Source organism: Amycolatopsis sp. NPDC003676 (genome assembly GCF_053587275.1).
The window spans coordinates 1-14,807 of record NZ_JBSFNS010000081.1 but is presented as its reverse complement, the minus strand read 5'-3'; the positions used below and the strand labels follow the sequence as shown (position 1 = coordinate 14,807).

At 70.8% G+C, this 14,807-nt stretch carries 15 protein-coding genes; 3 read left to right on the top strand and 12 right to left on the bottom strand.

From position 1 onward, the window contains the following. Positions 1 to 67: 67 nt before the first annotated feature. The gene (locus ACWDNU_RS32975; protein WP_370932327.1) at positions 68 to 679 is read left to right on the top strand and encodes a TetR/AcrR family transcriptional regulator; all 612 of its coding nucleotides are present in this window, start codon (positions 68 to 70) and stop codon (positions 677 to 679) included. Positions 680 to 682: 3 nt separating this feature from the next. On the opposite strand, the gene ACWDNU_RS32970 is transcribed toward ACWDNU_RS32975, so the two are convergent. The 12 genes from ACWDNU_RS32970 to ACWDNU_RS32915 form a co-directional block, all read right to left on the bottom strand. Continuing rightward, on the bottom strand, positions 683 to 1,711 hold the full coding sequence (locus ACWDNU_RS32970; protein WP_449671752.1) for a lysophospholipid acyltransferase family protein: 1,029 nt from the start codon (positions 1,709 to 1,711) through the stop codon (positions 683 to 685). Then, on the bottom strand, positions 1,708 to 2,754 hold the full coding sequence (locus tag ACWDNU_RS32965; protein WP_449671751.1) for an NAD-dependent epimerase/dehydratase family protein: 1,047 nt from the start codon (positions 2,752 to 2,754) through the stop codon (positions 1,708 to 1,710). The genes ACWDNU_RS32970 and ACWDNU_RS32965 overlap by 4 nt, the downstream gene beginning before the upstream one ends. Positions 2,755 to 3,015: 261 nt before the next feature. Then, a complete protein-coding gene (locus tag ACWDNU_RS32960) occupies positions 3,016 to 3,117 on the bottom strand; it encodes a 30S ribosomal protein bS22 (RefSeq protein ID WP_007030867.1) in 102 nt (33 codons plus the stop codon). 142 nt (positions 3,118 to 3,259) lie between these two features. After that, positions 3,260 to 3,475: a helix-turn-helix domain-containing protein gene (locus ACWDNU_RS32955; protein ID WP_033291067.1), complete on the bottom strand. Its 216-nt coding sequence runs from the start codon at positions 3,473 to 3,475 to the stop codon at positions 3,260 to 3,262. Positions 3,476 to 4,066: 591 nt separating this feature from the next. Next, positions 4,067 to 4,879 carry a pyrroline-5-carboxylate reductase gene (proC, locus tag ACWDNU_RS32950; protein ID WP_449671750.1) on the bottom strand — a complete coding sequence of 271 codons (813 nt, stop codon included), beginning with the start codon at positions 4,877 to 4,879 and terminating at the stop codon, positions 4,067 to 4,069. A 23-nt stretch (positions 4,880 to 4,902) separates the two neighbouring features. Beyond that, positions 4,903 to 5,733, bottom strand: a complete 831-nt coding sequence (locus ACWDNU_RS32945) for a thioesterase family protein (protein WP_449671749.1) — start codon at positions 5,731 to 5,733, stop codon at positions 4,903 to 4,905. 375 nt (positions 5,734 to 6,108) lie between these two features. Continuing rightward, positions 6,109 to 6,912: a sugar phosphate isomerase/epimerase family protein gene (locus tag ACWDNU_RS32940; protein WP_116206086.1), complete on the bottom strand. Its 804-nt coding sequence runs from the start codon at positions 6,910 to 6,912 to the stop codon at positions 6,109 to 6,111. A 34-nt stretch (positions 6,913 to 6,946) separates the two neighbouring features. Continuing rightward, entirely contained in the window at positions 6,947 to 8,677 is a 1,731-nt protein-coding gene (locus tag ACWDNU_RS32935; protein ID WP_449671748.1) for a hypothetical protein, read from the bottom strand. Positions 8,678 to 8,825: 148 nt separating this feature from the next. After that, the gene (locus tag ACWDNU_RS32930; protein WP_449671747.1) at positions 8,826 to 9,809 is read right to left on the bottom strand and encodes a Ppx/GppA phosphatase family protein; all 984 of its coding nucleotides are present in this window, start codon (positions 9,807 to 9,809) and stop codon (positions 8,826 to 8,828) included. A gap of 187 nt (positions 9,810 to 9,996) precedes the next feature. Further along, the gene (locus ACWDNU_RS32925) at positions 9,997 to 10,686 is read right to left on the bottom strand and encodes a response regulator transcription factor (RefSeq protein ID WP_344288160.1); all 690 of its coding nucleotides are present in this window, start codon (positions 10,684 to 10,686) and stop codon (positions 9,997 to 9,999) included. Further along, positions 10,683 to 11,921, bottom strand: coding sequence for a sensor histidine kinase (locus ACWDNU_RS32920; RefSeq protein ID WP_449671746.1), 1,239 nt, complete (start codon positions 11,919 to 11,921; stop codon positions 10,683 to 10,685). Before ACWDNU_RS32920 ends, ACWDNU_RS32925 begins: the two co-directional genes overlap by 4 nt. Positions 11,922 to 12,071: 150 nt before the next feature. Continuing rightward, the gene (locus ACWDNU_RS32915) at positions 12,072 to 12,950 is read right to left on the bottom strand and encodes an oxidoreductase (protein ID WP_449671745.1); all 879 of its coding nucleotides are present in this window, start codon (positions 12,948 to 12,950) and stop codon (positions 12,072 to 12,074) included. A 75-nt stretch (positions 12,951 to 13,025) separates the two neighbouring features. Between ACWDNU_RS32915 and ACWDNU_RS32910 the strand changes: the two genes are divergently transcribed. Both ACWDNU_RS32910 and ACWDNU_RS32905 read left to right on the top strand, forming a co-directional pair. Then, positions 13,026 to 13,652, top strand: a complete 627-nt coding sequence (locus ACWDNU_RS32910) for a DNA-binding response regulator (protein WP_370932336.1) — start codon at positions 13,026 to 13,028, stop codon at positions 13,650 to 13,652. Beyond that, on the top strand, positions 13,649 to 14,569 hold the full coding sequence (locus ACWDNU_RS32905) for a hypothetical protein (protein WP_449671744.1): 921 nt from the start codon (positions 13,649 to 13,651) through the stop codon (positions 14,567 to 14,569). The genes ACWDNU_RS32910 and ACWDNU_RS32905 overlap by 4 nt, the downstream gene beginning before the upstream one ends. Positions 14,570 to 14,807: the final 238 nt, after the last annotated feature.

Genomic DNA, 14,807 nt, shown 5'->3' with positions numbered 1-14,807 from the left:
TCCTCCTGAAGCCGTGAATGATCTTCGGTACTTCAAACATAGCATTGCAATGCTATAGAATGCCGCCATGGCGAGGGCGAAAGATCCGGCAGTGCGCACCTTGCTGCTCGAACGGGCAGCGCAGATGCTCCGCACCCGCGAACCGATCACCCTGCGCTCGCTCGTGGCCGGGACCGGAGTGTCGACGATGGCCGTCTACACGCACTTCGACAACATGGACGGCCTCTGGAAAGCCTTGCGCCAGGAGGGTTTTACCCGGCTGGCGCACCGGATGGCCGAGGTCCGCCCGTCCGCCGATCCAGTACGCGACCACGCCGCGCTGATCTCCGCGTACCTCGGCAACGCGCTCGACCATCCCGACCTGTACCGCGTGATGTTCGACGCCAACTTCGAGCTGGAAGACGCCCAAGCCGCCGACGACACCCTCGAGTACCTCGTGCAAGCCGCCGCCCGAGGACGCGACACCGGCCGATACCGCGAAGGCCTCGACGCGCTCGAACTCGCGACGCAAAGCTGGGCCATCGCGCACGGCCTGGTCTCGCTGGTCGCCAACGGACCCTTGCCGCGCACCACCCTCGACCACGGCGCGCCGTTGCTGACCGCGCTGTTCGTCAGCGTCGGCGACGAACCTCAGCGCTGCGAACGCTCAGTGCGCCGCGGCTGGCACCTGCCCGGCTGAAACTCAGCCGCGGAACACGCTGCGGCGCTGGGAAAGCCTGCGGTACAACGAATGCTGGATCGACTCGCGCACCTGGTCGGTGAGCGTGAACACCAGCATCGGATCGTCGACCGCGTCCGGGCCGTAGTCGTCGGTGCGGATCGGCTCGCCGAACTCGATGGTCCACTTCGTCGGCAGCGGCACCGCGCCGAGCGGGCCCAGCAGCGGGAAGAACGGCGTGACCGGGAAGTACGGCAGCCCGAACAGCCGCGCCAGAACCTTCAGCTCGCCGATCTTCGGATACGTCTCCTCGGCCCCGACCACGGACACCGGGATGATCGGCACGCCCGCGCGCATCGCCGCGGACACGAAGCCGCCGCGGCCGAAGCGCTGCAGCTTGTACCGCGCGGAAAACGGCTTCCCGACGCCCTTGAACCCTTCCGGCCACACGCCGACGAGTTCGCCGTTGGTCAGCAGGCGTTCGGCGTCGGCGTTGCAGGCGAGCGTCTGCCCTGACTTGCGCGCGAACGAACCCACCAGCGGCAGCTTGAACACCAGGTCCGCGCCGAGTCCGCGCAGGTGCCGCCCGCCGGTCTCGTCGTGCACCGCGACCGCGGTCATCAGCGCGTCGAGCGGCAAGGTGCCGGAGTGGTTGGACACCAGCAGCGCGCCGCCCGCCTTGGGCAGGTTCTCGACGCCGAACGTGTCGACGCGGAACCACTTCTCGTACAGCGCGCGCAGCGGCGGCAGCACGAGCGTCTCGGTGAGCTCGGCGTCGAATCCGAACTCGTCCACCGCGTAGTCGCCGGTGAGCCGGTGGCGCAGGAAGGTGAGCGCGCTGCGGACCGACTCCGACAGCGGATCGGCCGCGGGTTCGCGCACCGGCCCGGACGGCTGCGCCGGGAACTCGACGACCGGCGCGTCCACGCGCTCCTCGACCGGTTCCGGCGTCTCGGCCGGTTTCTCCCGGCCGGGTCCATGCAGCGGAATGACCTGTGCCTCAGCACCATTCACGGGATTCGCCTCACTTCCGGCCCTCGTCGCGTGGTTCATCGGCGCGCCTGCCCGGTGGCGGCGGCCTCGAGCACTTTCCCGGCCAGCCCGGCCAGCGCGCCGCCGTCGAGCACCGGACGCAAGCCGCGGCCGGCCACGTAGTCGTCGAACGCCTCGCGGGTGGTCCAGCGGGGCGTGTACCCGAATTCCTTCTTGAGCTTCGTGATGTCGACCGCGCGGCCGAAGTTCAGCAGCCGCACCTGGTCGGCTGAGAAATCGACCAGCCGGGCCCCGCGCAGCAGCTTCCCGACCGACGGCACGACGCCGCGCGGCATCGGCAGCCCGACCCGGCCCGCCCGGCGGATCGCCTGCGACAGCGTGAGCACGCCCTCGGAGGCGACGTTGAACACGCCCGGCCGGTCTTCCACGGTCGCCATTTCCAGCACTGACAGGGCGTCTGAACCGTGCAGGAGCTGCAGCCGGGAGTCGTAGCCGAAGACCGTCGGCACGACCGGCAGCGAGAAGTACCGGGCCAGCACGGTGTCGACCTCGGGGCCGATGATGTTCGCGAACCGCAGGAGGGTGATCGTCAGGTCCGGGCGGCGGCGGGCGAGGCCGCGCACGTAGCCCTCCATCTCCACCGCGTCCTTCGCGTAACCGCTGGACGACGGCGGGATCAGCTCCGAATCCTCGGTGAACACCGCCTGCGAACGCGCGCCCGCGCCGTACACCGCGGCGCTCGACTTCACGACGAGCTTGCGCACCTTCGGCGCGCGCTGGCACGCGGCGAGCAGCCGCATAGTGCCGATGACGTTGACTTCCTTGACTGCCGCGCGCCTGCTCGGCCCGGCCGGGTGCGCGGTGCACGAGGTGTGCACGACCGTGTCCACCTCGGCGCTGCTGATCACCTTCGCGATGAGCGGATTGCGGATGTCGGCGCGCACGAACTCGGCGCGGCCCATCCGCTGCTGGACGTCCTTGGCGGGCGGCGCGGTGTCGACGCCGATCACGCGTTCAAGATCCGGATGGGCTCCGAGCCGGGCGAGCAGCTTGCCGCCGAGGTCGCCGGCGACCCCGGTGACGAGCACGATGTTCGAGGCCATGGAACTCCCTGATCGGCAGCAGTGTGCAAGACGGAGTGATCACTCGGGGTGCGCGAACCTGCACTCGCTGGAAGCATCGCGCTGATGCGCCCGCCATGTTACCGGCCGCAGGGACCCTTCTGACCAGGGCTTACCTCGTTTTTACGAGGGACGTCCGGATTGCGATACGCGCCTCACTCGATCGGGCGTACTCGGGCCCGAACATGAGTGTGGCCCGTCCAGAGACTGGACGGGCCACGAAACCTCAACCGCGCGGACGGCTCACTTGCCGGCCTTGCGCCGCTGCACGCGCGTGCGGCGCAGCAGCTTGCGGTGCTTCTTCTTGGACATGCGCTTGCGGCGCTTCTTGATCACGGAACCCATGGGCGCTCCTCTTGTCGTCGGTCACGCTGCCCGGCGCAGCGTCCAACGGGTGGAGCGCACAGGCACGAGCGGTTTACCAGGCTACTAGCGTCCCGGCGCGGGCCGGTCGGCGGGCATGGTTTGACGCATGCCCGGCGACCGGTCAGCCCACGTCGAAGTAAGCACCCTGCAGATACTCGTGCACCGCTTTTTCCGGCACCCGGAAGGACTTCCCGACTCTGACCGCGGGAAGTTCGCCCGAATGCACCAGGCGGTACACGGTCATCTTCGAGACCCGCATCAGCGTGGCCACTTCGGCGACTGTCAAAAACTGGACCTGCCCTACCGCGGGCAAATCCTCCCTCTTGTTCGGCGACATGTTTACCGCGTCCTTCGACACGTGTCGCGCCACGAGGCTTCCCCACCTGTGGTATCGACACGCACGTGCTCTTCCGAGGGTAGCGGGACAGGTGGGACTCGTGCGACGCCTGTCACCAGGATGGGCCCTCACCTGGGGCTTCGGATAGCCCGGACGGCCCATCGCTGTCCGTTTTGCCGGAGTCGGCCGTTCGCCCCGCCGCAGCAGCACCGGCACTGAACGGACCAGCGGGCTCGCCCGTGCGGCCCTGCGATCACCGCGCCGAAGCACCGCACGCCACCCCGCGCCGGGCCGAGTGCGCTGGCGCGTTCATCACAGCGTTGCTGGCCAGGGGGAATGCGGTGCGCCGCCTGGCGAGACGCTGCGTGGCTCGGTTCCCGCGAAGGTACGTGAGGGGAACCCTGAGGGAATCAGAGTCCCTCGGGGTTCCCCTCACGTACCTCGGCATCGCGACCAGCGCGCCAGGCCCGGCGACGAGGGCGAGAACCCTCGCACGCGGCTGGCCGAAGCGCCCCAATGTGGCATTGGGTGCGTCAGATGCGCCCAATGCCGCATTGGGGCGGGCCTGGGCTGCGGTGACCAGGCGGACGATCAGTTTTCGTGGGCGCGGCCCAGCTCCTCCGAGCGGTCGCGGGCGGCCTCGATCGCGTCGAGCAGCGCCGCGCGCACGCCGTGCTTCTCCAGTTCGCGGATCGCGTTGATGGTGGTCCCGGCCGGGGACGTCACCGCCTCGCGCAGCAGCACCGGGTGGTCCTGGCCCTCGGCGAGCATCTTCGCCGCGCCGACCGCCGACTGGATGATCAGCTGCCCGGCGAGCGCACGCGGCAGGCCGAGCAGGATGCCGGCGTCGATCATGGCCTCGACCAGGTAAAAGAAGTACGCCGGACCGGATCCGGACAGTGCGGTGACCGCGTCCTGCTGCCGCTCCGGCACCTCGACGACCTGGCCGACGTGCGAGAGCAGTTCCTTGACCGTCGCGACGTGCTCGGGCGTCGCGTGCTTGCCGGGTGAGATCGCACTCATCGCCTCGCCGACCAGCATCGGGGTGTTCGGCATCACGCGGACCACCGGCACCCCCGAAGCGAGGCGGCGTTCGTACAGCGCGGTCGGCAGTCCCGCGCACAGCGAGACGACCAGCGACGCCGTTCCGAGCAGCTGGGCCAGCTCGTCCAGCACCGGCTCGATGTCCTGCGGCTTCACCGCGACCACGAGGATGTCCGCCCGCCGGGCCGCGTCCGCGACAGTCGCCGCCTTCATGCCCGGGTAGCGCGCCTCAAGCTCGCGCGCCCGCTCCTCGTACCGCTCGGTGAAGAGCAGGTCGCCTGGCTCGTGGCCGCCGTTGAGCAGGCCCGACAGCAGGGCTTCGCCGATCTTTCCCGCACCCAGCACCGCGATCACACTCATGCCGCCAGCGTGCCAAACGCGGCTCAGCCGCCCGGTGCCGGGGCGAGCGCCAGCTGCCGCACCTGCGCGACGAGACGGCCTTGTGCGTCCACGACGGTCGCGTCCGAGTCGAACCACGGCTCGTGCACCGAGCGCGCTTCGACGAGGATCCGCAGCCAGCCGGGAGCCGGGCGAGTCCGCACCAGCGAGGTCATCTGGACGGTCGGGGCCCAGCCGTGCCTGCCGAGGTTCGCCACCACCGGCGGGTTGAGATCGCCCGCCAGGAGCGCGAAGTACACGTCGGGCTGGCCGACGCGCGGACGGGCCCACATCCGCAGCCGCGGCGGGTCTCCGGCGCGTCCGGACACGAACCCCGCGGTCGCCGGATCGAGTCGCACGTCGCAGGCGGCAGACAGGTGGAACGGGCCTTCCGGAGTGTCCTTGCCGAGCTGCAACGCGCTGGACGGCGGTTCGGCGGGCATCTGCGGCAGGTCAGTCCATTCGGAACGGCGCATCGGCAACCGTCCGACCGTGACCCGCGCCTCGACACAAGCGCGGCCGCGCTGTTCGAGCGAGACCGCGACGACCGAAACGCGGCGGCCGACCTTGCGCACATCGGTCCGCAGCAATACCGGACCGAGCGCGGGCGCGTGCAGGAATTCGGTGCTCACCGCGAGCGGATCGACAGTCGCGTCCCCGCGCTCATGCAACGCGGCGGCGGCGGTTTTTACCAGCAATGCCACCAAAAACCCGCCGTGCGGATGGACCGCGATCGCCCATTCCGAACGCAACGTCGCGGTGAACGTCCCGTCCCCGAGCGACCGGACTGCGGTGGCCGCGTCGAAGGCGGTCGCGGTGTCGTCGGCCGCGCTCACGGACGACCGGCCACGGCGATACGGCGCGTGGAACCGGGTCCGGGGAAGACTGGAGACGGCGATGGCAGCGAGGTCACGCCCGCACTTTACGGTGCCCGGCCGCCTTTGCGAGCCGAGCCGGGCAGGGACCGCCCGGACAGCCGAGCAAGATCACCCGCGGACGCGGCCCGAAATGCGGCCGGGCGGCTGGCCGCGCACGACTGCTCGCCGGAGCCGCGGATCACTGCCCTGGGCGCGGCCGGGCGAGGAGCAATGTCTCCGCCGCTGCGCGGGCCCGCGACGCTGCGCCGGTCGCGTGACGAGTGTTGCCCGCAAGCACTACCTGGGCCGAAAAAGCCATGTCTGACCAGCTTTTCCAGCAATTCCGCACCCGGATCACTGCCCCAAATGCAACCGGGCGAACAACAATGCCTCCGCCAACGCCCGCGCCCGCGAAGCCGCCCCCGTCGCGTGCCGGGTGTTCACTTCCAGCACCACCTGACCGGAAAAGCCGTCGCTCACCAGTTTTTCCAACAATTCCGCACAAGGTTGCCCGCCATGCCCCGGAATCAGGTGCTCGTCCTTCGGAATTCCCGTCCCGTCCGCCAAATGGACATGGCTCAGCCCGGCTCCCATCCGGTCGGCCAGTGCCAGCGCGTCCATCCGCGCCGCGGCCGAATGCGACAGGTCCAAGGTGTAGTGCCGGAATCCGACATCCGTGGGGTCGATCGACGGCCGGAACGCCGACACCCGCGCATCACGCGAGCCGCCAGGCGGGCGGACCTTGAACATGTTCTCCACCGCGACGTCGACGCCGCTCGCGTCCTCCAGCTCGTCCACCAGATCGCCGAACGCGTCGCCGTAGCGGCGCTGCCAGCGGAACGGCGGATGCACCACGACCGTGCGCGCGCCGAGTTCCAGCGCGGCGTCCACGGAGCGGCGCAGGCGCACCTCGGGGTCCGGCGACCAGATCCGCTGCGTGATCAGCAGCGACGGCGAATGCACCGACAGCACCGGCATCCCGGTGCGCCGCGACCAGCGCCGGATCGCCGAGACGTCCTGGCTGATCGGGTCGGCCCACACCATGACCTCGACGCCGTCGTAGCCGAGGTCCGCGGCCAGCTCGAACGCCGCGCCCGCGCGCAGCGGCCACACCGAGGCAGTGCTCAAACCCACGGGGACGGGCGCGCTCTCACTCACGCGCCCATCCTGCCCCAGGGTCCCCGGCGGCGGGCTACTTGGCCACCAGCAACAGCGCCGCGGGCGACACCGTCACCACCAGCCCGACGAGAATCGCCAGCAAGGTCGTCTGCAGGTCCTCGGCACGGCGGATCTTCCGCACGATCCAGACCAGCGCGACGATCACCAGCAGCGCGCCCACGAGCGCGGCGGGCGCGAGGTTGACCCACAGCCAGTTGAAGCCCAGCCACACGGCGGCGCCGCCGACGACGCCCAGCGCGAGCTGTCCGGCCAGCGTCAGCCACTGCTTGCCCGCGGACACCGCGGGTTCCGGCTCGGCCTCGGGCGCGTCTTCGGCGACGGCTTCCTCGGGGTAGTCGTCGTACTCGTCGCCTTCGGCGTAGCCCTCGGCGTGTTCGTAGCCTTCGGCGTGCTCGTACCCGTAGCCGTCGTCGCCCTCGAAGTCCGGCTGGCCCTCGGGATAGCCCGACGGCTCGGCGAACTCGCGCTCGTACTCGGAGAGGTCGTCCTCGACGTGGTCCTTGCCTCCCGGCGCGAACGGCATCGGGGCCGGGTAGCCCGCGGTCGGCGGGCCCCCGTCGTAGTCCGCGGCGGCGGGCGGGTACTCGTCCTCGTAGCCGTCGTCGACGTAGTCGTCCTCGGCGTACTCCGCGGCCGGTTCCGGCTCCGCACCAGCGGGCGGGACGGCCGGCATCATGCCGACCTCGGTGTCCTCCAGCTGCTCCGCCTGCCGGCGCTGCCGCCAGCCGGCGAGACCCGCTGGCGGAGCGTCTTCGGCGACGCTCTCGGCGGGCAGGCCGTCGACCGCGTCGAACTGCTCGGTGTGCGGCTCCTGCTTCGGAGCCGGACGGCGGGCCGGAGCGCGCCGCGGCCGATTGGGCGGAGCGGCCGGGGCGCCGGGCGCCGGGAACGCGCCGCTCGCCATCGGCGGCGCGGGCGGCTCCGGGGCGTCGCCGTCGAGACCGTCGAGCCGGGCCGCCAGGCCGCCGTCCTGCGGGGGCGGCGGCGGAGCCTGCGGGGCCGGACGACGGCGGACCGGCGGCACCGCGCCGCGGGTCTCCTCGTCAGCGGCCTGCGGACGCGGCGGACGGCCGCGCGGCGGAACCGGCATCTGCCCGGATTCCTGCGGCGGCGCGGGCGGACGCACGTAGCCCGAGTCCTGCGGAGCGGCGGGACGCAGGTAGCCAGTGCCCTGCGGACCAGCCGCGGGCGGCGCGGGCCGGGCGAACTGGCCCGACTCCTGCGGCGGCGCGGGCGGGCGCACGTAGGCCGAATCCTGCTGGCCGTTGCCCGGTCGCGGGTACTGGCCGGATTCCTGCGGCGGCGCCGGGGGACGCGCGTAGCCGGAGTCCTGCTGGCCGTTCACCGGGTACTGGCCCGACTCCTGAGGAGCCGGGTACTGCCCGGAGGGCTGCTGCCCGTTCATCGGGTGCTGCCCCGACGGCTGCTGGCCGGGACGCGGGTACTGACCCGATTCCTGCGGTGCGGGCGGCGCGGACGGCGCTGGTCGCGGAGCCGCGTCCGGACGGCGACGGCCGCCCGGGGGACGCGAAGGAGGCGGCGGGGTGCCGCCCTCCGACGCCACCCGGTCGATGATCGCCTGTGGTCCGGTGTCGGTGAGGTTCGAGCGCCGCGGGGCGGCCTCGTCCTCGTCATCGGCCGCCCTGCGCCTGCGTCGCCGTGCGCCGTCGACCTGCTGCCCGTGCTGGGCGAGCAGTTCGGCCACAGTCTTCTGGGGCTGGTCGCCGCCGGTCTGGTCCGTCATACCGTGCTGTCCAAAGCGCGCTCGGGGTTGGTTGTGGTCACTCGGGCACACCTGCCTCCGGAGCCGCGCGCAATCGACACCGTGCAGTGCATGTCCGTCACCTCTTCACCGTGCCTGGTCTTCGTCGGCCAAGTCCAGTCCGCTGCTGTCACCGGTCCTCCCCGCTCGCCGAAACGCCAGCGATGGCGGTACCAGTTTCGTCCGACCCATTGGCGTGGTCCAACCGCCGCAGGATGACACCCTCTCGCAGCGCCCAGGGGCAAATCTCCAACTCCGTGAGGGAGAGCGCCCGCATCGCGGCCTGCGCCACCAGCGCGCCCGCCACGAGCTGGTGCGACCGGCTCCCGCTGACGCCTTCCAGCTGAGCCAGATCCGCGGCGGTCATCCGCGAAATGAAGGCGATGAGCTGGCGAAGGGCAGTGTCAGTGAGCGTACGGCGCACGCGGGGGCCCGCCGCCGAGGGGGCCGCACCGGTCAGCCGGGCGAGCGAGCGGAACGTCTTGGAGGTCGCCACGACGCGGTCCGGCATGCCCTGTCCGGCGACCTTCTTCGCGAGCCCGGCGAGCTGGTCCTCGAGCCAGGCCGACGTCGCGACGACCTCGGAGCGGGTCGGCGGGTCGTTGCGGAAGCGCGTGCGGGTCGTGCGGCCCGCGCCGAGCGGGAGCGATTCGGCGAGTTCGGGTTCCTCGTCGCGGCCCATCGCGACCTCGAACGACCCGCCGCCGATGTCCAGCACCAGCAGTTTCCCGGCCGACCAGCCGTACCACCGGCGCACCGCGAGGAAGGTGAGCCGCGCCTCGTCCGCGCCGGAGAGAACGCGCAGGTTGACGCCGGTTTCGGCGGTCACCCTGGCCAGCACCTTCGCCGAGTTCTTCGCCTCGCGCACCGCGGACGTCGCGAACGCCAGCACGTCCTCGCAGCCGAGCCGCGCGGCCGCGGCCTTGGCCGATTCGACCGCCCGGACCAGGCCGTCCTCGCCGGGACGGCTCAGTTCGCCGGAGCCGGTGAGCTGTTCGGCCAGCCGCAGCATCGTTTTCTCGGAGTGCATCGGGGTCGGGTGGGCGCCACGGTGGGCGTCGACCACGAGCAAGTGGACGGTGTTGGAACCGACGTCGAGTACCCCTAGGCGCACGAGGATTCAGCGTACCGGTCCCAGTGCCAGGTCTCGAAACTGTAACCAACTCCACTCGGATCTACATCAACTCAGCGTGCGCGATCCGGCACGGTATGCGCTGAAACCCGGACAAAAGCCGTGAAGGACCCCTTGAAGGAATCAGATTCCCTCGAGGAGTCCTTCACGGACGGCCCGATTGGACGGCTCAGGTCTCGAACTTGTAGCCGAGCCCGCGCACGGTCACCAGGTGCCGCGGCGAACCCGGGTCCGGTTCGATCTTCGAGCGGAGCCGCTTCACGTGGACGTCGAGGGTCTTGGTGTCGCCGACGTAGTCCGCGCCCCACACCCGGTCGATCAGCTGGCCGCGGGTCAGCACCCGGCCGACGTTGCGCAGCAGGTACTCGAGCAGGTCGAACTCCTTGAGCGGCAACGAAACCTCGCCGCCGTCCACAGTCACCACGTGCCGTTCGACGTCCATGCGCACCGGTCCGGCCGACAGCACCAGCGGAGCGAGTTCGCCGTCCGTGCCCGGCTCGCCGCCGCGACGCAGCACCGCGCGCACCCGCGCGATCAGCTCGCGCGCCGAGTACGGCTTGGTCACGTAGTCATCGGCGCCGAGTTCCAGCCCGACGACCTTGTCGATCTCGCTGTCGCGCGCGGTCACCATGATCACTGGCACCGCGGAGCGCTGCCGCAGCTGCTTGCAGACGTCGGTGCCGCTCATCCCGGGCAGCATCAGGTCGAGAAGCACGATGTCGGCGCCGTTGCGGTCGAACTCCTCAAGCGCCTGCTGGCCGGTCACAGCCACCGCCGCGGTGAAGCCTTCCTTGCGCAGCAAGAAGGCGAGCGGGTCGGCGAAGGACTCTTCGTCCTCGACTATGAGAACCCTCGTCACAGGTTTCCTCCATGGTCTGGGCTGGAGACTTCCTGCCCGGTTGCCACGAGCCGGGGTGTCCGCTCGGGGGTCTTGTCCGGCCGCGCGGGCGCGGCCTTGCGTGCGGTGTCGGCGGGTTCGGTGCGCACGTGCGCGGGGATGCGCAGCGTGAACGTCGACCCGGTGCCGGGTCGGCTCCACAGGCCGACCGAGCCGCCGTGGTTGGCCGCGACGTGTTTAACGATCGCCAGTCCGAGCCCGGTGCCGCCGGTGGCGCGCGAACGCGCTTTGTCCGCGCGGTAGAAGCGCTCGAACACGCGCTGCTGCTCGTCCTCGGCGATGCCGATGCCGCGGTCGGTCACCGCGATCTCGACCATGCCGTCGGCGAGCCGGCGCGAGATGGACACCGGGCTGCCCGGCGACGAGTACGCGACGGCGTTCTCCAGCAGGTTCGACAGCGCGGTGACCAGCAGCGTCCGGTCGCCTTCGATGAGCAGGCTGCTCGGCGCGTCGGTGGTGATGGTGATTTCCGCGGATTCCGCGGAGAGCGTGGTGCGCCCGAGCGCCTCGCGCACGACGGCGTCGACCTCGACCACGTTGAGGTCCGGCAGCCGTTCGGCGCCCTGGAGGCGCGAGAGCGCGATGAGTTCGGTGACGAGCTGGCCCAGCCGGGTGGACTCGCGCAGGATCTTGCCGCCGAAACGACGAACCTCCTCGACGTCCTCGGCGGCGTCCAGCACGGCCTCGGTGAGCAGCGCGATCGCGCCGACCGGGGTCTTGAGCTCGTGGCTGACATTGGCCACGAAGTCGCGGCGGACCGCCTCCAGCCGGATCGCCTCGGAGTGGTCGACGGCCTCGACGACGGTGAACCCGTCGCCGAGCGGCCGGACCTCGCCGAGCACCGCCTCGGGCTGGCGGCGGCCCCGGCTCTCCAGCGGCGAGAGGTCGACTTCCATCGGCTCGTCGGTCTCGACCACCTGCTCGGCGGCCTTGCGCGCCCGCGGGTCGGCCTGGTTCACCCGGACCAGGCCGAGCTCGTACGCCCGCGGGTTGTGCAGCACGAGGTCGCCGAACCGGTTGAGCACGATGACGCCGTTGTTGGAAGAGCGGATCAGCCGTTCGAGCAGCTCCGCGACGGTCGGGCCAGTGGGCCGAGCCGCCTCGCGCCGGGCCCGGGCCCGCGCCGCGAGGAAACCGGCGACCGCGCCGACGACAAGAGCGCCGATGGCCGTCAGCAGGACAACAGGCGTGGTCACGGGGGAATCGTAAGCATCCCGGTAGCCTTCCGGCCTAGTCCTGGAAGCCCTGTCGTGAGGCGAGTGACACCTGAGGGGTACATATTCGCCTTGGGGTCAGGCCCTGTTCACCCGATCGAGATGTTTCGGCAAAATCCACGCGCTTAGCGTTCAGCGGGCGTCGAGGGTCTTGAGGTCCTCATCGGTCAGCTTCAGCGCCGCTGCGGCGACGTTCTGGTCCAGGTGAGCCGGGTCACTGGTGCCCGGGATCGCCAGCACGTGCGGACCCTGCGCGAGCGTCCACGCCAACCGCACCTGAGCGTCCGTCACCTCGTGCCGCCGCGCAACCTCGGCGACCCGCTCATCAACGCCGGACTGTCCACTCGCGACCGCGAAGAACGGCACGAACGCCACGCCCTGCTCGCCGCACAGCCGCAGCAGCTCGTCGTCCTCGCGGCGGGCGGAGAGGCCGTACTGGTTCTGCACGCACACCACCGGCGCGATCGCCTGCGCCTCGGCGAGGTGCTCCGCGCTGACGTTGGAAATCCCCAGCTCGCCGATCAGCCCCTCGGTGCGCAGTTCGGCCAGCGCGCCGAAATGCTCGGCGAGCGAGCCGGTGCCACGGTCGAGGCCGGTGCCGATGCGCAGGTTGACGACGTCGATGTGGTCGCGGCCGAGTTCGCGCAGATTCTGCTCGACCTGCCCGCGCAGCTCGTCGGGACGGGCGAACGGCCGGAACTGGCCGGATTCATCGCGGGACGGACCGACCTTGGTGGTCAGCACGAGGTCGTCGCCGTACGGGGCGAGCGCGGCCTTGATCAGGGCGTTGGCCGACCAGGTGGCGCCGAAGTAGAACGCCGCGGTGTCGATGTGGTTCACGCCCAGCTCCACGGCCCGGCGCAGCACGGAAATCGCGCGGTCGGCGTCGACCGGCGCGTTCGGGTCGAGCGAGCCGCCGAGCCGCATCGAGCCGAAGCCGAGGCGGTTGACGGTGCGGGAGCCGAGCTGCCAGGTGCCCGCGGCAGCGGCGGGAAGTGTCGTTTCGGTCATGTCTCCAGCCTGCTTCCTCGTCAATCCCGGCGGTGGGTTTGGCAGCAAGCTGCCAACGCGGGAACACTGGACGACGTGCCCCGAGCCGAGGAAATCGCGAACCTGCGCGACGAGCGTGAACTGGTCGAACGCGCCGGGCACCTGCTCGCCGGCGCGGACGAGTTCGCCTGCGCCGCGAACGATCTGCACACCTGGTCCGCGATGCAGAAATTCGCCCAGGAACTGCCGAAACAGCGGAAGCTGCGGATCCGGAAGGTCTATCTCTCGCGGGTGCTGCTCGACCCGGCCGGAGCCGAGCACCTGCGGACGCTGCACCGGCTCGGCGCGGAAGTCCGGATCAGCGACCACGAGATCAACGAGACGATCCTGCTCGACGGCCGCGTCGCCATCCTCGCCGACGGGCCCGGCTACAGCGTCGTGAGCAAACCGGATCTGGTGCGCGGCATCTCGTCGCTGTACGAGGCCGCCTGGCGCTCGTCGACCGCTTTCGAGGCGTACGAGACGCGGTTCGCCGAGTTGCGCCAGTACACGCCGCAGCTGCTCGACCTCCTGTCTTCCGGCTCCACGGACGAAAAGGCGGCCCGGGAGATGGGCGTCGGGCTGCGGACGTACCGTCGGCGGGTGGCCGAATTGATGGATGTGCTGGGTGCGACGTCGCGGTTCCAAGCGGGTGCTCTCGCGCGGGAGGCGGGCCTGCTGTGAGGCGCGCTGTCCTCGCCGCGGCCCTGCTCACCGCCGGTTGCAGCGGAGCTGTGTCCGGGCAAACCGCACCGCCCGCGCCGCCGTCCCCGTCCGCGCCCGCTCCGGCGAATGTGGCCTATGTGGACGCCAAGGCGACCAGCGACGCGGTGTCCGGTATCAAAAAGGCCGTGGAGAGCGCGTTCACCTACGACTCCACGAAGCCAGACGAGGTCGCGAAAACCGAGCAGGAATACCTGACCGGCGCGGCCCGCGCGCAGTTCGACAAGACCTTCGCCGAGGTCCGCACCGAACCGGTGAGCACGCAGACGCAGGTCGTGGAAACGGGATTGGCCGAGCTGACCCCGGACCACGCGCGGATGCTCGTGGCAGCCACGCAGCACAGCAAGCGCCCCGACGGAGCCACGAACCAGGCGGGCGCGCTCATGCTGGTCGCCGCGGTCCGGACGAACGGGCACTGGCTGTTGCAGGACTTGAACTTCGACCCGCGCGGCCCGATCGCCTCGGCCGCCGCTGGAGCGAAAGGCCTTGCGGCGACTAGGGATTCCGCGGTCGAGGCGGCTCGCCGGGACGGCGGGATCCTGATGACCGTCGACCCGCAGAACATCGACGCGAACTACACGGCCTGGGAGAACGTCGCCGCCGAGCCGCTGCTGACGGAGTTCCGCAAGAGCCGCCAGGAGACCGTGGACCGGATCAAGCAGACCGGGAAGAAGGCCAGCTACGGCCCGGATTCGACGGCCGCGCTGACCGAACTCAGCCCCGACGGCACCCATGCGTCGGCGGTGCTGGCCGCGCTGCTGACGACCAGCGGCGGCCAGAACCCCGGCGACAACCGGCTGCCGGTGCACCTCGACCTCGTGCGGCAGGGCGACGAGTGGAAAGTGTCCGGAATGAAGGCGATCACCGGGGGCTCGTGAGGGGCGATCCCGGTTAGAACCGGGACCAGCACTCACGACACCCCTACGCAGCCCCGCAGACCCGGCCCCTCGTGAGCGGCAATCCCGGCTCTAACCGCGACCAGCACTCACGACGCCCCGGCAACCACCGAGGCCAGGCTGCCGCCAAGAGGCCAAGCTGCCGCCTGCTCGTGCCACGAGGCAGTTCCGGGCGTCGGCGGCGTAGCTCGCGCCGAACAGCGTCAGCACGGGTTTCGCC